Origin of the sequence: Streptomyces sp. AF1A (genome assembly GCF_047340315.1) — a bacterium.
In the GTDB taxonomy this organism is placed as follows: domain Bacteria; phylum Actinomycetota; class Actinomycetes; order Streptomycetales; family Streptomycetaceae; genus Streptomyces.
The window spans coordinates 73636-94431 of the sequence record NZ_JBLEBI010000012.1; the positions used below are offsets into that span (position 1 = coordinate 73636).

Consider the following 20796-nt stretch of genomic DNA (forward strand, 5'->3'; position numbering starts at 1 on the left):
GGATCGCGCATGCACTTCGAAGTGCCGGAATCCACGGTCGCGTTCGAGCAAGAGGTGAACGCCCTGTTCTCCGCTCCGGAGACGCATCGGCTCCTCCAAACGGTGCGCCGCCGAGCCGACCACATGGACGGAGACGTCCGTGACCTCTACCGTCATCTGGGCCAGGCGGGTGTGCTGGCCCCCTCCTGGCCGCTCCAGTACGGTGGCCGGGACGCGGACTTCACCGCGACCGTGGTGCTCCTGGAACGGATGGTGAGCCACGGAATACCACAGAGTCTGTACTACATCTCTGTGCAGATAGTCGGCTCGCTGATCCTGCAGGCGGGCACGGAGGAGCAGAAGCGCTCGCTGCTGCCGCGGCTGGCCTCCGGGGACCTGACGACGTGCATCCTGTTCACCGAACCCGAGCACGGGTCCGACCTGGCGAGCGTCACCACGCATGCCACACCGGCGGCCGACGGCTCGGGATGGGTCATCGAGGGCCGCAAGACCTACAACCTCAAGAGCGCCTACGCCGACGTCGCCCTGTGCGCGGTGCGCACGGACAGCGGGAACAGCCGCTACGAGGGGATCACCCTCTTCCTGGTGCCGCTGGACACCCCGGGCGTCTCGGTCCGTCACCTTCCGAGCCTGGCCGACGAGCAGTTCCACGACATCCGCCTCTCGCAGGTGCGCGTGGGGAAGGACGCCGTGTTCGGCTCGGTCGGCGCCGGCTGGTCGCTGATCACACGGATGTTCGCGGCGGAACGGAACGGGCTCGACTACTACGTCCGCGCCCGCCATTGGCTCGAACTCGCCGCCGGCCGGCTCGTCGCGGGCGGCCGGCAGCCGACCCGAAGCGAACTCGCCGGGCTCGCGAGGCACCAGGCAAGGCTCGACGCCAGCAAGCTGCTGACCTGCCGGGCCCTGCAGAGTCTGCATGAGGGCCAGTCGGACATCGCACAGGCGTCCCTCGCCAAGTGGCACTGCAGCGAGACCGCACAGGGGATCGCGTGGTGGGCGTTCGAAACGCTGGGACTGGACCTGCTGGAGCCGGAGCCGGGCACGGACGACCCGGTGCTGGAGGCGGCCTACCGGGAGGCACCCGGCATGACCATCTCGGGCGGCGCCTCCGAGGTGCTGCTCGACATCGTCGCCGGTGCCCGGCTGCTGGACGACACTCGGACCGAAGGGTGAGCATGGATCTGCGCATCGACCCGCTCCAGGCCCGGCTCGCCGCAGCCGTGGACACCGCGCTGACGAGGACGGGCGACGTGTACGCCGAACTCGCCGCGCTCGGCGTTCCCGGACTCGCTGCTCCGCAGTCCCTGGGCGGCCTCGGACTGGGGCTGAGTGCCGACATCGTGGTCAACTCCCGGCTCGGTCACGGGCTCGAGCCGCTCGGCGCCTACCGCGAGACGGTGCTCGTCCTCGAACTGCTGGAGGAGACGGGCGTCGCGGAACCGCTCCTCGGTGAGGTGCTCAAGGGGCAGCGGCACGCCGCGACCGTCGGCGTGCACACCGGCACCGGGCTGCGGGTCGACGCGGAGGACCGGCTCTGGGGCGACAGCGAGCACCTGCCGGTCGGCGACTTCGGTCTCGTGGTCGCCCGCGCCACGGCGCACGACGGCACCACCCGCCCGTACGTGGTGACCCCGGACACCGCCACCTGCGGCGTCGAGACCGGCTCCCAACTGAGGCTGCCCACCGTGCGGTTGCACTTCAGCGGCGCCCGGGCCGAGGCCCTTGACCTGGCCGCCGAGCGGTGGAGCCGGGCACTGGACGCCGCCCGGGTCCGTCAGGCGGCGGTCCTCCTCGGCCTTGCCGACCGGGCACTCGCCGTGGCCCGCTCGCACGTCAACCGACGGGTGCAGTACGGCAGTCCGCTGGTGAACCTGCAGACCGTGTCGCACGGCCTGGCCCGGCTCGTCGGTGAGGCGGACGGCTGGCGTCTGCTGCTGCACGAGGTCGCCTGGCACCACGACCAGGGGCGGGAGAACCCGGCCGACGCCGCACGTCTGCTGGCCGTCGCCGCGGAGCACGCCCTGCTGTGCACCCGGAAGGCACTGCAACTCCACGGTGTGCGCGGGATGCTGGCGCACTCCACCGCGGCCACCGCCTACCGGTTGGCGTCGGTGGAGGCAGCCCGCATGGGCGCCCCCGCCTCGCTCTGGCACAGGGCGGCGCCACACGCGGCGGCCCCCGGCCTGACCGGCTTCCGCTGACACCACCACCCCACACCCCGCCCGGCCGGCCCCCGCCGACACGACCCGGTCAGGCTTCGGTGATGTCCGCGATCAGCAGGTCCTGCAGGGCGTCCGGCAGGTGCAGGAAGGTGTAGTGCGTCCCGGACAGCACGCGCTTGCGGGCCTCGCCCCACGCGCTCCAGCCGGTCATGAGGCCGTGCGGGACCTCGGTGTCCTCGTCCCACCCGATGACGGTGATCGGGCAGGACACCCGCACCGGCCGCTCCCTGCGATAGGCGCGGTTCGCGTCCAGATCGGCCTGCAGGATCTCCAGGAGCAGGTCGAGTATGTCGGGCGCGGGGCTGGAAGAGCCGAGTTCCGCGAGCAGGCCCTTCAGTTCGGCCCGCAGTTCCTCTCCCGTCATCCCGAGGAACCGGCCGTAGGGACCGTCCTGCGGGGCGACCTGCGAGGAGACGAAGCAGCCCGCAGGCGGACGCAGTCCACGCTCGTCGATCCGCAGCACGGTCTCGAAGGCGGGCAACGCGCCACCGCAGTGCCCGAACACGCCGTAGGGACGGTCGAGATGGTCGGCCAGCGAGTCCACGAGTTCGGTGGCCAGTCGCTCGTAGGTCCGGAAGTGCGGATCGCGCATCCGGTTCTCGCGCCAGGGAAGCTGCACCGGCAGGACCTCCACCGGACCGATCCGCTCGGGCCACTCGCGGAACATCGAGGCGCCGCAGCCGGAGTAGGGAAGGCAGAACAGACGGTACGGCGTGTCCGGCGAGGGCTCCCTGAGCAGCCACTTCCCCCGGGTCGTCACAGGCGTCGCCCCTCTCGCGTCATGGCTTGTGGGCGACCACGGCGCCGTTCGCCGCCGGTGCCCGGAACCGCACGGTGTGTCCGCCCTGGAAGCCGGCGGCGCGCAGCCAGTGGGTGTACTCCGCGGCCGTGTAGTTGCGTCCAGGGGTGCCGACCAGCATGTTCAGGCTCATCAGGGCGGCGTCCGGCGGTCCCGCCTTGTCGTCGTCGACGAGCAGTTCGCTGATCACGATCCTGCCGCCCGCGGGCAGCGCCTGGAAGCACTTGGCCAGCAGCCCACGGCCCTGTGTCTCGTCCCAGTCGTGCAGGATCATGGACAGCAGGACCGTGTCGTGGCCCTCGGGCAGGTCCTGCGGGGCGAAGAAGTCGCCGGGGTGCACCGAGATCCGGTCCGCCAGGCCCGCCTCGGCGATTCGGTCGGTTGTGAGCGCGCACACGTGCGGCAGGTCGAAGACGGTGGCCCGCAGCCGCGGGTGGTGGCGGCACAGCTCGACGGTGAAGGCACCGCCGCCACCACCGACGTCCAGCAGCCTGGCGCCGTCCAGGTCGACCGCCCTGGCCAGGGCCTGGGCGGTGAGCGCGGACACCGGGTAGAGCCCGTCCCAGAAGAGGGCAGGGCGGTTGTCCTCGTCGAAGATGCCCTTGTCCGGTTGCGGGGTCGGCCTGGTGGGCCGGTCGGTCCGGACGGCCTCGGTGATCCGCATCCATCCGGGGTAGACGTACTCCCGCAGCATGCGGATGTAGTCGCCGAAGTAGTACGGCCTGCCGCGCACCAGATAGGCGTCGGACATGGGGCTGTTGACGTAGCGGTCACCGTCCTTGCGCAGCAGCCCAAGGGCGGCCGACGCGGTCAGCAGCATCTCCGCGGGCCGCTCGGGGATGCCGAGCCCCTTGGCCGTCTCGTGCACGGTCGCCCCTTCCTCCTGGTGGAGGAAGGTGAACAGGCCGAGGGCTTCGGCCGCCACTAGGGTCTGCGAGCGCCACAGCCCGGAGGCCAGCGTGACCAGCGGTTCCAGCGAAGGGGTGCCGGTGTCCGGCACCCCGGTCGAACGGTCCTCCACGGCTCAGTCCTCCGCCTTCCCGGCCGTCGCCCCTGATCGCTCGAAGCGGACCGGGATACGGTCGAACATGATGTGCCGCCCGTTCTCGAATGAGAGCCGGGGCTCTTCGGTCAGCCGGTACTCGGGATACCGGGCGAGTTCGCCGAGGACGGCCTTGAACTCGGCGCGCGCCAGCCGCGCTCCGAGGCAGTGGTGCAGGCCGTTGCCGAAGCTCAGGTGCCGGTGGGCGGTGTCGCGGTCGGGGCGGAAGGAGTCCGGGTCGGGGAACACGTCGGGGTCGCGGTTCGCGGCGTCGAAGAGCAGGACCACCCGGGCCCCCTTCGGGATGGTGACACCGTCGACGGTCACGTCGCGTGTGGTGACGCGGGTGAACCGGTCGGTCGGGCACCACCTGCGCAGCGTCTCCTCAGCGACCTGGGCCGCGAGGCCGGGTTCCGCCTTGATCCGGTGCTGCAGCGCCGGATCGCCCGCCAGATGCCACAGGATGCGGCTGATGGTGTTCATGGTGTTGTCGTGGCCGGCGACGCAGTACGAGACGATGACGGAGTACAGCAGTTCGTCGGAGACCGGCTCGCCGTCGATCCGCGCCTTCACCAGCCACGACAGGTAGTAGTCCCCCGGCTCCCGCCGTGCCCGCTCGATCTCCCCGGACAGCAGGTCGCGGTAGGCGGGCCAGAAGGCCGACGAGTCCCCGTCCTTCGCCATGCGACGCCACATGGTGGCGGTCAGTTCGCGGATCTCCTGCTGTGCCTTCTCCGACAGACCGATGGCGAGTGCGAGGGTGCCGATGGCGAACGGCCGGGACAGCTCCGCGACGAAGTCGCCGTGGCCCCGGCGGACGATCGGCGTCACCAGGTCCGCGGCCAGCCGGGCGACCGCCGGCTCCAGGCGGACCACCGCGTCCCGGTCCACCGGTGGCGCCATCAGCCTGCGGATCGCCCCGTGCTCGGGCGGGTCGTAGTCGATGGGGGAGAACTTCGGCATGTCCGCCGCGCGCGGAAAGTGCACGCCGGATCCCGAGCTGAAGGTCTCGTGGTCCCGGAGAGCCTCCCGTACGTGCTCGTACCGGGACAGCACCCACATGCCGCCGTGAGCCGGCGAGTAGGCCACCGGTGCCTTCTCCCGGAGCGCCGCGTTGACGTGCTCGGCCGTCTGAGGTGTGTACTCCGGGTCGTGGAAGTCGAAGGCCTCGGTGAGCCGCGTGATGACGTCCTGCGGTAGTGTCGTCATGTTCTCTCCCCCTCGCCGTGACACGCGGTCAGGAACGGTCGCGCGGAACGATCGGTGGCAGCGCGTCGAACCCGGCCGGCTCCCGGCTTGTGGACGCCACGTGCCCGGCCAGCTCGGCCGGCGTCCCGGCGGTCATCACGGTCGACAGGGCGACCGTGACGCCGAACGCCTCCTCGACGGCCGAGCGCAACCGCGCGGCCAGCAGCGAGTCCCCGCCGAGCTCGAAGAAGTTGTCGTCGGCCCCGACCCGCTCGACCGAGAGCAACTCGGAGAACAGCTTCGCGAGACGGACCTCCGTGTCGCCCCGAGGCTCCCGGTAGGGCTGGGCCGGCCGCCAGTCCCGCCAGTCGGCCGGCGGCAGTGCGAGCCGGTCGACCTTGTCCGAGGTGTTCACCGGCAGCCGGTCCATCCGTACATAGGCGATCGGAACCATGAAGTCCGGCAGTCTCCGCGCGACATGGGCGCGCAGCTCGACGGCCAGGGACGCGTTCGCGGACGGCGGCTCGCCGGTGACGTAGCAGGCCACGAGCTGCGACCGGTCGCCGTCCTGCACGGTGACGACGCAGGCCTGCGCCACCTTCGGGTGGCTGCCGAGCACCCACTCGACCTCACCCAGCTCCACCCGGTGGCCGCGGATCTTGACGACGTCGTCGATACGCCCGTGGTGTTCGAGTACCCCGTCCTGCCGGTACCGGCCGGCGTCCCCCGACCGGTACAGACGACTGGCCGGTGCGCCGAAGGGGTTGGGGCGGAACCGGGAGGCGGTCAGGGCGGGGTCCCCGAGGTAGCCGAGACAGAGCGCGGGCGAGTCGATCCACAGCTCGCCCAGGGCGCCGGCTGACACCTCCGTCAGGTCGTCCTCCAGCACGTGGACCCGCACGTCCGGCAGCGGTCGCCCGACGGGCGGCGGCGCCGCACCGTCCGCGGCGGTGGCCGTGGCGGGCGTGCATCGCGCTTCCCACGGGTGCAGTGTGTTCGCTATCTGGAACGCCTCCAGCGAGCCGTAGGAGACGGCGACCTCGAAGGGCAGGTCCGCCGGCGCCCACCGGTTCAGCTTGGCGCCGCCGAGCGTCATCAGGCGCAGGGTGCAGTCCTCCGGCCAGGGCAGCGCCTGGAGCATCTCCCCGAGCGGCGTGATCACGAACGCCTGGGTGATCCGGTTCGCGACCAGCCAGTCGCGAAGGGCCGGGGGCGAGGTGATCACGTCCTGTTCCGCGATGTGGATGCTGGCGCCCCGCCACAGCAGCCCGCACACCTCGTGAATGGCTATGCCGGCGCCGGCCGGTCCGAGCCAGGCGCCCCGGTCCGCCGACGTGGTGCGGTTGAGCGCGGAGCCCGGCGAGGCGCCCCCGGTGAGCCAGCGGTGCTGGGCGATCACGATCTTGGGCTTGCCGGACGAGCCGGAGGTGTGGACCGCGTAAGCGAGGTCGTCGGGGAAGAAGGGGATGTCCGGATCGGCGTCCTCGGGCCGGCCCGGAAGGGCCGTGTCCCGGGGCTCCGGTTGCGCCGCGGTCGTCCGGCAGCCGTCGCCCACCACGACCACCGGCACCGAGTACGCCGACGCCGCCGGCTCGCCGTCGGCATCCGTGACGACGGCGGCGGGCTCGGCGGCGCGCACCGCGCGCAGCGCCCGCTCCGCCGGTGCCTTGGGGTCCAGCGTCATGACGACCGCGCCCGCCTTGAGCGTCGCCAGCATGGCGACCACCCATTCGATGGACCGTCCCAGGTGGATGCCGACCACCGCGCCCCGGCTCACCTCCCGGGCGGCCAGGGTCCGTGCCAGCCGGTTCGCCTCCCGGTTGAGCTCCCCGTACGTCAGGCGTACCTGGCCGCGCTCGATCGCCAGGGCGTCGGGCCTGGTCCGAGCATGGTTCTGGACGATTTCCGGCAACGTGGCGTCATCGGGGATGCCCATGGAACGTGTTCCTCCGGTCGATCGTCGTCCGTCGCCCGCTCCGGCCGCTCCACGGACGGCCCGGACCGTCGGCTCGGGAAGGTGGATGACGGGCCCCTACGCGGGCACGCGGAGCTCCTCCGGGACGTCGTCGGTGATCCGCTGCACCGAGCCGAGGAGAATCCAGACGACCGCGCACCAGGCCAGCACGGCCGCGAAGAAGAACGTGAGGCGCACCGAGGCCAGCGCCGCGACCGCGCTGCCCAGGAGCGGGCCCACGGCGTTCGCTCCCCATACCAGCGGCAGGGAGACACCGCCGACGCGGCCCATCGCCTGGGGTGGCGTCGCCTTCTGGATCATGGTCATGATGCTGACGTTGGCGACGGGTGTGGTGAAGGACGAGATGGCCTGGGACACGACGATGACGACGAAGGCGAGGCCCTTGCCGGCCGAGGACGCGACCGGCAGCAGCACGAACGCCAGTCCCAGCAGAGCGTGGGTCAGGATCAGGGTGCGTCCCATGCCCAGCCGCTCGTTGATCCGGCGGGACAGCACCGCCCCGACGACGGTGGTGACTGCGCCCACGCCCAGGGCGAGACCGATCCGGCCGCCGGAGAAGCCCAGGTCGTCGTAGGCGAAGACGATGATCATCGCCAGGGTCAGCGAAACGGCCATGTTGCCGAACGTGGCCATCAGGGTCAGGGAGCGCAGCAGGCGGTTGCCGAAGGTGAGCGCGATGCCGCCCTTGAGGTCCCGCACGGTCGCCGCGACACCGCGCTGGGCGGGCCGGGGCTGGGGCTCCTGGTGGCGCACGAACGCGAGGGCGAGGCTGGAGACCAGATACGAGACCGCATCCGCGGTGATGGCCCGGGCCGCGCCGAGCCAGCTGACCAGGCCGCCGCCGAAGGACCGGCCGAGGACCAGCGCCGTGGAGCGGCTGAGCTGGGTCTTGGCGTTGCCGTCGATCAGGTCCTCACGTGCGAGGAGCTGCGGCAGGTACGCCTGGTAGGCGAGTTGGAAGACGACGTCGAAGACGCCCTTGAGTAGCGCCGCCGCGTACAGGTGCGCCACGGTGAGGTGGTTCAGGGCGGCGGCCAGCGGCAGGGAGCCCAGGATGACGAATCGGGCCACGTTCGCCACCTGCATCAGCGGCTTACGGCGCAGCCGGTCGGTGAACACGCCCATCAGTGGTCCCAGCAGCACGTACGGGATCCACTGGAGTGCCACCAGCGCACCGACGCCCAGAGCGCCCTCGCCGAAGACGAGCACGGCGAGCGAGGGCAGAGCGATAACGCTGACCTCGCTGCCGAGCAGGCTGATCGACTCCCCGGACCACAGCAGCGCGAAGTTCCGGTTGCGGAAGAGTATCGACCTCGGCTTCGCCGGGGCGCTTGGATCGTCGGCGACGGACTGTTCGGCGGCCCCGCGCGGACCCATATGCATCACTCCGAAACACGACACCATGTCGTAGAGTCAACAACTGTCGGCACCGGGAGACGATAGCAGCCTCCCCTCCGCTTCGCGACGGTTTCGCGAAGTGCCGTGAGTGCCTTCTGTTGCAAGGAACTTGGGCTCATGCACAGGTCGGCCGGGACGGCCCGGCAGCCGTCCGGAGAGCCTCAGGAGGTAACCGCTCCGCTGACGTCGGCCCAAAACACGATATCGTGTCCCTGTGTATTCTTCGCGAGACTACATCCCGCTGGCACCCATCCAAGAGCACTTCTGGACCGCGGGAGAGCACGGTCACACGGACGGGTTCCTGACCGAATGCGTGGCCCTGCGCCTCCGCGGCCCCCTCGACCGGACGGCACTCGCCCATGCCGTTCGCGCGGTGCTGGCACGGCACGAGATTCTGCGCACCGCCTTCGCCGACCACCACGGTGAGCCCGTGATGCGCGTTCATCCCGCGCCCGCCGACCCACCACTCGCCTGGGTCGGGGGGTCGGACACGGGGGTGGACGGGAGTTTCGCCGCGGAGTCGCTCGCCCACGCGATCGACCTGGTGCGCGAGTTCGCGGAGGAGGGCTCCGACCCGGTCTCCGGTCCACCGATCCGCTTCCTCGTGGTGCGCGTCGGCGCCGGCGACCACGTCTTCGCGCTGGCCGTCCACCACCTCGTCGCCGACGCCACCGCCGTGCGGGCCGTCCTGTCCGAGATCAGCGACGACTATCTGGCCGCTCTGCGCGGCGCCCCCTCCCCCGTGCCCCGACCCGCCCTGCAATACGGCGACTTCGCGATCTGGGAGCGCGACACACTGCTGCCCGCGGCCTTGCGGGCGGACGCGCCGTTCTGGCGCGAGAGCCTGCGGGACGCGCCGGCGGCGCTCGACCTGCGGCTCGACAGGCCGAGGCCGCCGGTGAAGGGGACACAGGGCCGACGCCGCGCGTTCGACTTCCCGGCCACCGTCGGATCCACCCTTGCCGGCTTCGCCCGGGAGCAGCGCACCACACCCTACGCGGTCTGCCTCGCCGCCTTCGCCGCGCTGGTCACCCGTTCGACGGGAGCCGATGACCTCGTTGTCGGGGTGCTCGCCGCGAACCGGTCCGTTCCCCAGGTCGAGCGCCTGGTGGGCCAGTTCTCGAACACCGTACCGCTGCGGGTCGGGGTGGCGGGCGACCCCGCCTTCGCCGAGCTCACGGCCCGCTGCACGCGAGCCGTCGCGGAGGCCGTCGACCATGCCCGTCTGCCGCTGAGCAGGATCGTCGAGGTGGCCGGGGCGAAACGCGACCCCAGCCGTACCACGGTCGTCCAGCACCTCTTCCTCCCCGTTGTGGACCCGGTGGGCGGTCTGGCCTTCTGCGGCCTGTCGACGTCGGCGCTGGAGGTTCCGCGCGAGCGCGGCCGGTTCGACACCGTCTTCGAGGTCGGCACATCGGACGACGGGCTGCGGGTCTGGGTCGAGTACGACACCCGGCTCTACACCGACCACGGCATCACCGCCCTCGTCGAGGACTACGCGCGGGTGCTCACGGCATGGCTCGGCGAACCGGGTCTGCCCGTGTCGGCCCTTCCGCTCACCGGGCCGCCGGACGGGGCGGGGCCCTCCCCGAAACTCGCGGAGGCCCTGGGCCTGTCCGACGCCGACACGCTCCTGCTCCATCCGGAAGCCGCCCACGCCGGCGCCGTCCGCAACGCCGCCCAGCAGGCCCGGGCACACGTCGTGACCGCGGACTCCGTGGACTCGCCGGACCTCCCCGCCACCATGGCCCTGGTACCGGCCGAGTTGTTCGGCGCGTACGTCGGGCGGGCCACCGCCCGAACCCTCATCACCGACGCCTGCGTCGCCGCCGATGATCTGGCACGTTGGACGGCCGACGGGACACGGCAGGCCCTCCGGCTCTTCCAGCCGCCCGACGGCCCGCTGCTGGTCGCCGACTGCACCGGTGGACCCGTGGTCTGGCCGGTTCTGAGGGGTGGTGCTCCGGTGGACTTCCAGGTCGGCGGGGCCCCGGGGGGCGGCACCGCGCTGTCGCCGTACGCGCCGGGCAGGCTGTACGTGGACTCGGCCGCGACACCGCTGACCGCCCGCTGGAACCCCCTCGGCCGCCTGGAGATCGTCGACGGGGTGTCCTTCACCCGGCAAGGCACGGCCGGGGACGTCGAGGACGACGCCACCACCACCGACGATCCCCTGGTCTCACTGATGTGCGAGCTGTGGGCCCACGTGCTGGAGCGTCCGCTCGTGCACGCCGACGACGATTTCATCGAGCTCGGCGGCTATTCGATGGTCGCGATGCGCCTGATCGCTGAGTTGGACGAGACCCTGGGCGTCAGGGTGCGCGTCCGCACGCTGTTCGAGAACCCGACGTGCGCCCTCCTCGCCGCCGAGCTGCGCCGCCTTCACCCTCATCTCGACGAACTCCTCGCCCTGGTCGCCGCCGCCACCGAGGCCGACGATGCGGGCCCCGCCCCCATGGCGGCCCCGCCGCCCGGCGAGGACGCCCTGATCCCGTTGCTGGCCGCGCAACGGCAACTGTGGCTCGCCGAACAGGCGAACCCGGGGGCGCTCACCCACACGATCCCCCTCCTCCTGCGCATCGACGGGCCTCTGGACCCATTGGCGCTGCGTGCCGCGGTCGCCGACGTCGTCGCCCGTCAGGCCGGGCTGCGCGGCACGTTCGTCGAGGTGGACGGCGAGCCGGTGCAGCGCATCGCCGACCACCGGGACTTCGATGTCCCCCTGGTGGACCTCTGCGAACTCCCCGGAGCGGAACGGGACCGTCGGGCGCGGGCCCTAGAACAGGAGACCGCCTACTTCGGCTTCGACATCACCCGGGGCCCGCTGCTGCGCGCCCGGCTGGTGCGCCTGGCGGAGGACCGGCACGTCCTGCACCTGCTCTTCCACCATCTGGTCACCGACGAAGTGTCGATGACGGTGTTCATGCGGGAGATGTCCGAGTTCTACCGGGCGCGTGCCGAATCCCGGCCGGCCTCCCTGGCCCCCTTGACGCTCGGCTTCGCCGACCTGGTCCGTGCCGAACAGGACATGCTCACCGGAGCCGAGGGCGAGCGACTGCGCCGCTTCTGGAGGCGGAAGCTGGCGAACGCACCGCGTCTGGCCCTGCCCACCGACCGGGCGCGTCCCGACCGGGCGACCTTCACCGGCGAATTCCTCGAGCGACGTGCCCCGCTCGAAGCCGCCGGGATCCTCGGCGGCCTCGCGCGGGAGCGTCGTACCACGCCGTTCGCCGTGTTCTGTTCCGCCGTCGTCGCCCTGCTGCACCACCTCACCGGACAGGACGACCTGGTGGTGGGCGTCCCGACCGAGAACCGGGGGCGCCGGGGGGCGGAGCTGTTGATCGGCTGCTTCCTGAACGTACTGCCCGTACGGGTCGCCTGCTCGGGTGACCCGTCCTTCGCCGAGCTCCTGGACCGGGTCCGGGCCGCGCTGTTGCAGGCCTACGAGCACCAGGCTCTGCCGTTCGCCGAGATCGTGGACGCGGTCCGCCCCGAGCGCCTACCCGGCATGCACCCCGTCTACCAGGTCACCTGCGAACTCCAGCTCGCCGACTGGATGCCGGTCGACCTGCCCGGCTGCCGCACGTCCTACGAGCTGATCTCCCATGGCACCGCCCGCTACGACATGTCGTTCCACGCGCTCATGCGCGAGGAGGGCGTCTCGGTGATGCTGGAGATCAACACCGATCTGTGGGACCGCGAGACGGGGCTGGCCCGGATCGACCAGGTGCTGGCGCTGCTGGCCCAGGCCGCGCAGTGCCCCGATCTTCCGCTCTCCGCCCTGACCTGGTGACGCCCGGGGCGCTGCGGTGGAGTCCCGCGGCGCCGCACGCGAGGGCGATCAGGCGAAGCGCACCTTGAGGTCGTTCGTCCCGTTGACCCGTGCGATGTGCTCCACCTCCGACTCCAGCGCCTTGCCGGAGGGCTTCTCGGCGTCGGGGAACAGCGACACGACGACCTCGTTGTCCGCCAGGTCCCACACGCCGGTGATCCGCCCGCCGTCCACCAGCACCGGGGAGATCCACCCGGCGGCCCGGCTCACCTTGCCGCGGTGCTCGGCCGGCAGCATCTCGGTGGCCTTGGTTCCCGGCCCGAGGACGTACTGGTCGAACGCGCCGAGCAGCCGTACGGAGGTGCTGGGGGCGCAGTCGGCGAGGTCGTCGGCGTGTTCCGACAGGATGTAGGCGCTGTGCCCCTCCACCTGGACCTCGGTCAGGGCGTCCCCCATGTCCGCGAACCACGCGCGCAGGATGGTCTTCCGCAGGCTGTTGCGGGACAGCCAGGCGTCGAAGAGTTCGGGCGTCGCCGGGCCGTAGGCACCCAGATACGACGCGATCACCGTCGGCGCCGCCTCATCGGGATCGGGCAGGCCCTTCCAGTCGGGCAGCAGGCTCGCTGGCCGGGTGAAGGTGACCCTGCCGCCCTGGCTCGGCCCGTAGCACAACGCGCCCTGCCAGGCGAGCGGCTTGAGCAACGCGCCCCAACCCGAGCGCAGTTGCTCTTCCATGCCGCTGAACCGGACGTCGGACACCAGGGCCGCCACGAGTTCGTCCCGCGTGAGCACAGCACCGTCCAGGATCGTCGAGAGGGCCTCGACCAGAGCCGCCACGTCCTTCGGCGTCGCACCGAAGGAGCGCTGCCACACGGGCTTGGTCCAGGTACGCGCCGAAGCGATGAGCGACAGATAGGACGCGACCTCCGACGACCGTAGAGCGTGGAGTGTTCCGCGCATGGCCCAGGTCTTCACCAGCACACGATCCTCAAGCCCTCTTCGGAGAGCGTCACTGCGGGGCTCGGCCTGCCTGATCCCCAGCGCCAACTCGGCGGCTGAGGCGACCTGCGCCTGGACCCCGCACAGTCTCCCGACGATCTCCTCCGCTCCCGCCCCGCCTCGCATCTCGAGGAACTGCCGCTTCAATCGCCATGCAAGTACCTGATCCCACGTGACTTCCACGGTGTTCCCTTCCGCTGCGCACCCTCAAGATCGGAACAGGGTCGAACCCGGAGCGTGAATACGGTACAGCCTTTCTCAACGCCAGGACGATGAGAGAGACCTAGCGCTCACTGTGGTCTCACTGTACTCTCGGCGGAAGCAGCGCAGTCATGTGTCTGGCAGTGCGCACACCAGGCACCCTGCACAAGACTCAGACGTCAGCCTCTGCCGGGGACAGAGCGGGGACTGGGATCGGGACACTTGTCCGGGCGCACATGCTGTGTCGAGGGACAGTGCACGGGGGGTTCGCAGGCACGGGCGACTTTGACGTGCCGAAGCAAGCTGATCAACTCTATGTTGCCAAGGCATGCGGTATGGCATCCGCCACCAGCAACTCCGTCGGTGAGCGCACGGCCGACGCGGAGCCACGCCATCTCTACAGCTGTCCGCCCGCAGGGCGGACAGCTGTAGAGATGGCGGCCGGATACTACACTGGCTCCAGCTCCTCCACCCGGAACCTGCCGCCTCGTCACGTCGCCCTCAGTAGCGGTGCGACCGTGAACCTACCGGGAGGAGAACGGCTTCCGATCTTCCAACTGACCCATACGACGAAGCCTGTCCACCCACGCCTGCGCGGTGTACCTGGGCACGTCGTAGTGCCGGGCCACCTTGCCTACGCTTCCAGTGCGGAGAAAGACCTCTCGCACCTCGGCTTCATCCGGCATCTTGCGATAAGGGCGCTCGGTGCGCGTCTCGGCCCGTGTGGGCGACGGCGCCCTTCTCGCATCACTCGAAGCCGTCTGAGGATGCGGAGGCATGGGTGCGGCAGCACCACCGATCGCCCGGGCCAACATCTCAAAGTCGATGTCCCGGGCCGCACGCGAGGGAATCCCGCCTCCATGGGCAGCACGAACGGTCAGCTCAACTATCTGCGGCGTCCCATCCGGACCGCTTTGCATGATCGCTGTGATCGTCGCCGGCGTTTCGGCGGCATCATCCCCGGACGCTTCGACAGTGATTGTCCATTTCATGTACGACTCGCAATCGTGAGCGCTCCGATTGCGCTCGCCCGTGAGGCGAGCCCCCCCGTGGTGGAGCATCAGGTCAGTTCGTAAGCCCTCACGCGAGGGCTATCCGGAACGTTCATTGTTCTCATGAGCCATCGTAGTCTCTCATAGAGTGGACATGGCGAGCCAGACGGCAACGCGCACAGCAGGACGATGATGCGTGTAGTGTGAGCTGTTTGCCTACCTCTGTCTCGTGGCGTATCTTCGTTGATGAGGCAAGATCAGGGGTCGTGGCCAGAATCCCCGCCTCTCACACTGAGATCTCTTCATCCTGCAGCCCAGCGTCCGTCGACGAGGCCGGACAGACTTCAGCAGCTGTTGTCTTTTCGATCTTGCGAGTTGCGCTTCGAACGGAGTCTCGATCGGGTGGTCGCGGACCGCTGGGCGCATGCGAGTGGGGGCCTCCTGAACAGCTCGTTGGCCTCGAATCACCGAGCAACATCAGGAGGCCCCGGTGCCGCAGTCTTCCGTGTCGATGCCCTGGCCGTCCCTGGTCAACGCCGTCATGTGTGGCGAGATCGACGTGGAAGTCACCAACGATTCAGGACATCACAGGTGTATTTGACCTGAAGCTTTGTTCCCACGGCTTATCGGTGGCTGGTCGCCGAGTGCGGTGTGGCAGCGGTGTGGATACGAACCCGCCTAGCTGGCGGGCGACCGCGCGTACAACAACTCCGAGCCCGAGGAGTGGCAGCTCCCGCACGGGCCATGGGCTACAAACCCGTCTACGACTACCGGGCGGACCAGCTCGGCAAGCAGGCCGAGACACAGGGCGCGATCCTCGTCGAGGGCGGCTGGTACTGCCCGTCGATGCCCGAGCCGCTGATCAACGCGACCATCGACCTGCATGCCGGGCGTATCGAGCGGGAGACCTGGGTCCAGCTGATCGCCGCCCGCCGCGCTTACCGGGTCATGCCGAAGGAGAACGCCGACTCCGACGGCTACCAGCGGATGATGTGCCCTGCCGAGGCCGGCAAGGCCCAGTGCCTCCTCAGGCCGCGCAGCCTCGGCCGCGGCGTCCACCTGCCCCTCGTCGACCCGGAGCCCAGCCCCACCGGCCCTGTGAAGATCTGCCGTCAGCGCACGGTCACCATCAGCCCCGAGGCCGGGGCCAAGCACTGGCAGGCCCTGGAGTACGGCAGCCGGGAATGGCAGAAGGTCTGCTTCCGGCTCCGCAACAGCGTCGAGGGCTACAACGGGTACGCGAAGAACCCTCTCGCTGAGGGCATCGAGTCCGCCGGCTCCCACCGCATCCGCGGCATCGCGGCACAAACGATCCTGCTTGCCTTCCAGCTGGCCCACGCCAACCGACGGAAGATCAAGAAGTGGCTGGACACCCTGCCCCTCGGCGGCGAGCGACCACGACGGCGCACCCACCACCGACGCCAGACGAAAGAACCGCAGACCTGGACCCCGACAGGCCACCTCGCACCCGCCGCCTAGCCGGGCCAGCCCCGGTAACAACTCGACATCACCCGCGGCGAACCCCTGGCCCCGCCCGTGAAACAGGTCACGTGCGGGGCTGACTGCGCCGATCCCCAGACTGTGCGATCCCACGTAAACTCGGACACAACGAGAAACGGGCCTCCACCGTGACTTCCGTCACCGGCAGAGACCCGTTTCGTCGGTCTCTCTCTGTGGCACCGACGCCCCGGCCTCCTGCGCCAGCGCGATGGAGCGTGCGGGCGCGGTACGGGGCATCACCACGGTCGCCTTCACGTCGAGGGCCGCCGCCATCACCGTGAGGGTGATGCCGTGGTTGCCGCCGCTGACCGCGACCACGCCCGCCGCCCGCTCGGCCTCGCTCAGCGAGAGCAGTTTGGCCGTGGCCCCTCGGGCCTTGAACGAGCCCGTGCGCTGGAGCAGTTCGAGCTTGGCGGTGACGGGGACGCCGAGCAGCGCACCGAGCCCGGGGCTCGGTACGGTCGGCGTGCGCACCACGTGTCCGGCGATCCGCCGGGCGGCGGCTTCGATGTCCGAGATGCCGATCAAGATGCTTCACCCTTCCGGCGCGGAGGCGAGGACCGCACCGCCCGCACCCTGACCCGCCGCCTCCCGGAAGGTCAACACCGTTTCGCGGTACGACTCCCCGGCATTGCGGCAGCCGGCACAGACCACCGCCGGCTCGCCGGGCCGCCGGCGCGCGGGCGAGGGCGCCGGTACGGATCACCGCCGGCTCGCCCGACCGGCGGTGCGTGGGCGAGCGGGGTGGGTGCAGGGTTCGGGCGGGCTGCGGTGGGCCTCCCGGTGTGGTCGGTCGGTGGCCGGCGGTGCGGTTGCCGGTCGCGGTCCCGGGTTCCGGGGGGTGGTACGGGGGCCTCGTCGGCCTCGTCGGCCTCGTCGGCCTCGTCGGCCTCGTCGGCCTCGTCGGCCTCGTCGGCCTCGTCGGCCTCGTCGGCCTCGTCGGCCTCGTCGGCCTCGTCGGCCGGCGGGGCGTGTGCGGGCGGGGCTCGGGTGGATGTCTCGTCGGGTCCGGGCAGTCGGCGGGGCGTGCGGGCAGGTCCGTTCGGGCAGAGCCCGCGTCGCGGTGGGCGGGGCCCGGTGACGCGGGCGCTGCCGGTTGCTCGGGCCGTCCGGGGCGCGGCTAGAGTTCGCGTTCCACCAGGGACTCCAGGAGCCGGCACAGGTCGTCGGCGGCTCCGGTGGCCAGCGGTGCCCGGGCGAGCAGCGTCCGCGCCGCGGTCGTGTGGGCGCGGGCCTCGGACAGCGCCGCGGTGCGGCCACCCGCGTCCTCGATCAGCCGGGCGGCCTCCTCGGCCCGGTCGGGGGAGCCGAGCAGGGCGGACAGCCGGCGGCCTGCCGGGGAGCCGAGGGCGACCAGCACCGGGAACGTCTTCCTGCCCTCCCGCAGATCGCCGCACACGGGCTTGCCGGTGACCGCGGGGTCGCCCCAGATGCCCAGCACGTCGTCGACCATCTGGAAGGCGACGCCCAGCTGCCGCCCGGCCCGGTCCAGCGCGGACACGGCGGCCTCGTCCGCCCCGCCGAGCGCCGCACCGAGCGCGGCGGCGCAGCCGAGCAGGGCGCCGGTCTTGCCCTCCGCCATCGCCCGGTACTCGTCCACCGTCACCCGCTGCGGACCGCGGAACGGCCGCGCGGCGAACAGCAGGTCGTCGGCCTGCCCGCGCACCAGGTCCGCGAGCGCCGTCGAGAGCAGCCGTACGGCCGCGGGGCCGCGGGGCGCGGTGGCGAGGGTCTCCACGGCCAGCGCGAACAGGGCGTCGCCGGCGAGCACCGCGGGGCCTGTGCCGTACGCCTGCCACACGGCCGGGCGGCGGCGCCGGGTCGTGTCGCCGTCCATGATGTCGTCGTGCAGCAGCGAGAAGGCGTGCACCAGTTCCACCGCGACGGCGGCCGGCACTCCGGCCCGCCCCTCGGCGCCCGCCGCCTCGGCACCGAGCACGGCCAGTGCCTGCCGTACGCCCTTGCCGCCCGGTGCGGCGGCGGGCGCCCCGCCGACCTCGCACCAGCCGAAGGAGTACGCGGCCATCTCGGCCACCCACGGGTGCAGCCGCCCCACCGCCTCACGCAGTGCCGGCCGCGTCAACTCCCGGCAGCGGCCGAGGATCTCGGGCACCGACAGCGGCGCCTGGACGGTGGTCACCGGGCCACCTCCGCCCCGAGGCCGAACTCCTCCTGGGCCCGGGCCACCATCGCCCGGGCGTGCTTGAGCCCACCGCGCTCCAACACGACCGCCAGATCGGCGAGTTCGGCCGCGGTCTCGGCGCGGTTGCGGCCGAGCCGCGCCAGCGACTTGGCGAGGCCCAGCCGCGCCAGGGCCTCGCCGCGCGGCTCGCTCATCGAGCGGAACTCCGTCAGGGCCAGCTCGTACAGGTCCCGGGCCTCGGCGTAACGCTTCGCCCGGTACAGGACGTTGCCCTGCATCTTGTGGTTGTAGGCGAGCGCGCTGGACAGGTTCATGGCCCGGCAGCTCGCCTCCGCCCGGGCGAGCAGCTCCAGCGCCCGCGCGGTGTCCTTGTCGCGGACCGAGCAGATGTCGGCGAGTCCGCGCAGCGCCCAGGCGTGCCCGCGCCGGTCCTCGGCCCGTTCGGCTATCTCCGCCGCCTCCTCGAACAGGGCGTACGCCCGGTCGTAGTCCCCGGTGTTGCGGTGCATCTGCGCGATGCCCTCCAGCGCCCACACCGTGTGCCGGGCCTCCCCGCGCCGCCGGGCCTCGGCCAGCAGCTGCTCGTGCAGGCGGCCGACCGCCGCGTAGTCCCCCTGGATCCGGCCGGTCTCCGCGAGCCCCGCCAGCGAGTAGCCCCGCACGACGACGTCCCCGCCCCGCTCGCCGAGTCCGGCCGCGAGCCCCAGCAGCCGCCAGGCCAGCGGGAACGCCCCGCGCTGCCGGGCGAGGGTGCCGCCGCTCCACAGCGCCCAGGCCATGGCCGCCGTGTCCCCGGCCTCCCGGGCGGCGCGGTAACTCGCCTTCCAGGCCCGGTCGGCCTCCCGGATCTGCCCGAGCCGGCGGTGTGCCTCGGCGACGGCGAGCCCGCAGCGGGCCGCCTCTCCTGGATGCCCCGACCGCTCGGCCTCGCGCAGCCGCTCGGTGCCCTCGGCCAGCACGTCGACCAGCGAGGAGTTCACGGACAGGGTGGTCAGTGCGCCCTGGTACTCCGGGGCGAAAGCCTTGCCGTACATGCGTACCCTTCTATACACGGAGTGTATACATGACGTGTATAGCGTCGTGGGAAAAGAGCCCTGGCTCGAGCGGCCAGGGCCCGTCGGTCTGTCGCCGATCAAGACGCGGGCATGACGGCCGGGGTTGCCCGGCCGCTTCCGGTCATGTGTGAAGGTTCAGTGCTGCTGCGGCCTCTGCGGGGTCAGCTCGCTCGGCCGTACCACCACGAATCCCTCGCCCTGCAGCATCAGTTGCACGGTCTCCCCGGAGCCGCCGCGCAGCATCGACCCGATGGACTGCGAGCGGTGCAGCGAGGTCTGCAGCTGCGCGGTCCAGCCGAGCACCGCGTCCGTGTCGACGTACACCGGGGACTGGGGGGAGACCGGTATCACCAGCGGGTTGCCCTCGCAGACCAGCCCGAGCCGGCCCCGCCCGCTGAACACGCTGTTGAACAGGCCGCCACCGGCTATGCCCGAGCCCTTCACGGTCTTGATGTCGTACGAGAGCGAGGCGTCGAAGCACAGCACGTTGCGCCCGTTGACCGTGAACCGGTCGCCGGCCTCGACCTCGACGACGAAGCAGTTCTGGGCCTCGTGCGCGAACCAGGCCTCGCCCTGCCCGCGCACCGCCATGAGGGGCAGCCCCTCACCGGTGACCGCACGCTTCAGCATGCCGCCGACGCCCTGCCCCTTGCGCTCGAAGGCGAGGCTGCCCCGGTAGGCGACCATCGCGCCCTGGCGGGCGTACATCTCCCCGCTCACCACGTATCTGATGCACTTGGCGTTCTCCACGGTCATCCCCGGCTCGGTGGCCGGCCGCACCACGTGCTCACTGGAAAAGAGATCACCCTTCATGCGGGGCATGGTGTCCCGGACCGTGTGGTTCCGCCAAGATCGCGGAAGGGGGACGGTCAGCCACCGAACAGCTGTGCCCAGTACGTGCCGGCCCGGCCGCCGCCCGTGAAGCCGATCCCGATGCGGGTGAACTCCCGCTTGAGAATGTTGGCCCGGTGCCCGGGGCTGTTCATCCAGCCGTCCACGACTTCCGCGGGGGAGCGCTGTCCGCAGGCGATGTTCTCGCCGATGGTGCGCAGCCGGGAACCCGCGGCGGCGGCCCGGTCCCAGGGCTGGGCGCCGTCGGGGGAGGTGTGGGCGTAGAAGTCGCGGGCCACCATGTCCGCGCAGTGCGCCTGTGCCGCGGTGGTCAGCCGCGCGTCCACCGCCAGCGGCGGCAGGCCGGTGCGCCCGCGCGCGGAGTTGGTGAGCGCGACCACCTCGGCCGCCGTGCGGGACACCCCCTCCGGCGTGAGCGGACTGGCCCACAGCGCCGTCCAGTACCGGTCGCCCGTCTCGGCGCAGGCCGACGCGGCGTGCCGGAAGGCCGGGTCGAGCAGGGTGCCGCGGGTCCGCGGGGAGTCCAGGCAGTACGCGACGAACTCCGCCGGGGTGCGGGGGCCCGAGACGAGGTGCTCGCCCACCCGCAGATAGGCGTACCCGGCGGCCGTGATCCGCTGGTGGACCGAGACGCCGTCCCGCCCCTCGGTCCCGA

At 71.4% G+C, this 20796-nt stretch carries 14 protein-coding genes and 1 pseudogene; 4 read left to right on the top strand and 11 right to left on the bottom strand.

All coding sequences use genetic code 11. The annotated features are described in order from the left end of the window. Positions 1-9 precede the first annotated feature (9 nt). Together ACLU3S_RS06515 and ACLU3S_RS06520 are read left to right on the top strand one after the other, a co-directional pair. The gene (locus tag ACLU3S_RS06515; protein ID WP_413950775.1) at positions 10-1176 is read left to right on the top strand and encodes an acyl-CoA dehydrogenase family protein; all 1167 of its coding nucleotides are present in this window, start codon (positions 10-12) and stop codon (positions 1174-1176) included. Between the two features lie 2 nt (positions 1177-1178). After that, complete coding sequence (locus ACLU3S_RS06520) at positions 1179-2204, top strand: acyl-CoA dehydrogenase family protein (protein ID WP_413950776.1); 1026 nt, start codon at positions 1179-1181, stop codon at positions 2202-2204. 49 nt (positions 2205-2253) lie between these two features. Here ACLU3S_RS06520 and ACLU3S_RS06525 read toward each other — a convergent pair whose 3' ends face one another. The 5 genes from ACLU3S_RS06525 to ACLU3S_RS06545 form a co-directional block, all read right to left on the bottom strand. Then, the gene (locus ACLU3S_RS06525; RefSeq protein WP_413950777.1) at positions 2254-2985 is read right to left on the bottom strand and encodes a thioesterase II family protein; all 732 of its coding nucleotides are present in this window, start codon (positions 2983-2985) and stop codon (positions 2254-2256) included. Positions 2986-3004: 19 nt separating this feature from the next. Continuing rightward, positions 3005-4045, bottom strand: a complete 1041-nt coding sequence (locus ACLU3S_RS06530) for a methyltransferase (RefSeq protein ID WP_413950778.1) — start codon at positions 4043-4045, stop codon at positions 3005-3007. Between the two features lie 3 nt (positions 4046-4048). Further along, positions 4049-5275: a cytochrome P450 gene (locus ACLU3S_RS06535; protein ID WP_413950779.1), complete on the bottom strand. Its 1227-nt coding sequence runs from the start codon at positions 5273-5275 to the stop codon at positions 4049-4051. Between the two features lie 28 nt (positions 5276-5303). After that, positions 5304-7190: a non-ribosomal peptide synthetase gene (locus tag ACLU3S_RS06540; protein ID WP_413950780.1), complete on the bottom strand. Its 1887-nt coding sequence runs from the start codon at positions 7188-7190 to the stop codon at positions 5304-5306. 96 nt (positions 7191-7286) lie between these two features. Further along, complete coding sequence (locus tag ACLU3S_RS06545) at positions 7287-8606, bottom strand: MFS transporter (protein ID WP_413950781.1); 1320 nt, start codon at positions 8604-8606, stop codon at positions 7287-7289. 235 nt (positions 8607-8841) lie between these two features. On the opposite strand from ACLU3S_RS06545, the gene ACLU3S_RS06550 reads away from it, so the two are divergent. Continuing rightward, positions 8842-12420 (top strand): condensation domain-containing protein, encoded by a 3579-nt coding sequence (locus ACLU3S_RS06550; protein WP_413950782.1) that lies wholly within the window; start codon positions 8842-8844, stop codon positions 12418-12420. Positions 12421-12468: 48 nt separating this feature from the next. Here the strand turns inward: ACLU3S_RS06550 and ACLU3S_RS06555 are convergent, their stop codons facing one another. Beyond that, a complete protein-coding gene (locus tag ACLU3S_RS06555; RefSeq protein ID WP_413950783.1) occupies positions 12469-13581 on the bottom strand; it encodes a winged helix DNA-binding domain-containing protein in 1113 nt (370 codons plus the stop codon). Between the two features lie 1754 nt (positions 13582-15335). On the opposite strand from ACLU3S_RS06555, the gene ACLU3S_RS06560 reads away from it, so the two are divergent. Continuing rightward, positions 15336-16070 carry a hypothetical protein gene (locus ACLU3S_RS06560; RefSeq protein ID WP_413950784.1) on the top strand — a complete coding sequence of 245 codons (735 nt, stop codon included), beginning with the start codon at positions 15336-15338 and terminating at the stop codon, positions 16068-16070. Between the two features lie 198 nt (positions 16071-16268). On the opposite strand, the pseudogene ACLU3S_RS06565 reads toward ACLU3S_RS06560, so the two are convergent. The 5 genes and pseudogenes from ACLU3S_RS06565 to ACLU3S_RS06585 all read right to left on the bottom strand — a co-directional run. Continuing rightward, positions 16269-16619 (bottom strand): annotated as a pseudogene (locus tag ACLU3S_RS06565) (pyridoxal-phosphate dependent enzyme); the annotation flags it as partial. A gap of 592 nt (positions 16620-17211) precedes the next feature. After that, positions 17212-18231 (bottom strand): polyprenyl synthetase family protein, encoded by a 1020-nt coding sequence (locus ACLU3S_RS06570; protein WP_413950785.1) that lies wholly within the window; start codon positions 18229-18231, stop codon positions 17212-17214. Continuing rightward, the gene (locus ACLU3S_RS06575; protein ID WP_413950786.1) at positions 18228-19268 is read right to left on the bottom strand and encodes a tetratricopeptide repeat protein; all 1041 of its coding nucleotides are present in this window, start codon (positions 19266-19268) and stop codon (positions 18228-18230) included. The genes ACLU3S_RS06570 and ACLU3S_RS06575 overlap by 4 nt, the downstream gene beginning before the upstream one ends. Before the next feature lie 156 nt (positions 19269-19424). After that, complete coding sequence (locus ACLU3S_RS06580) at positions 19425-20102, bottom strand: AIM24 family protein (RefSeq protein WP_413950787.1); 678 nt, start codon at positions 20100-20102, stop codon at positions 19425-19427. Between the two features lie 56 nt (positions 20103-20158). Next, positions 20159-20796, bottom strand: a 638-nt coding sequence (locus ACLU3S_RS06585) for a CAP domain-containing protein (RefSeq protein ID WP_413950788.1), incomplete at its 5' end; no start/stop codon positions are given.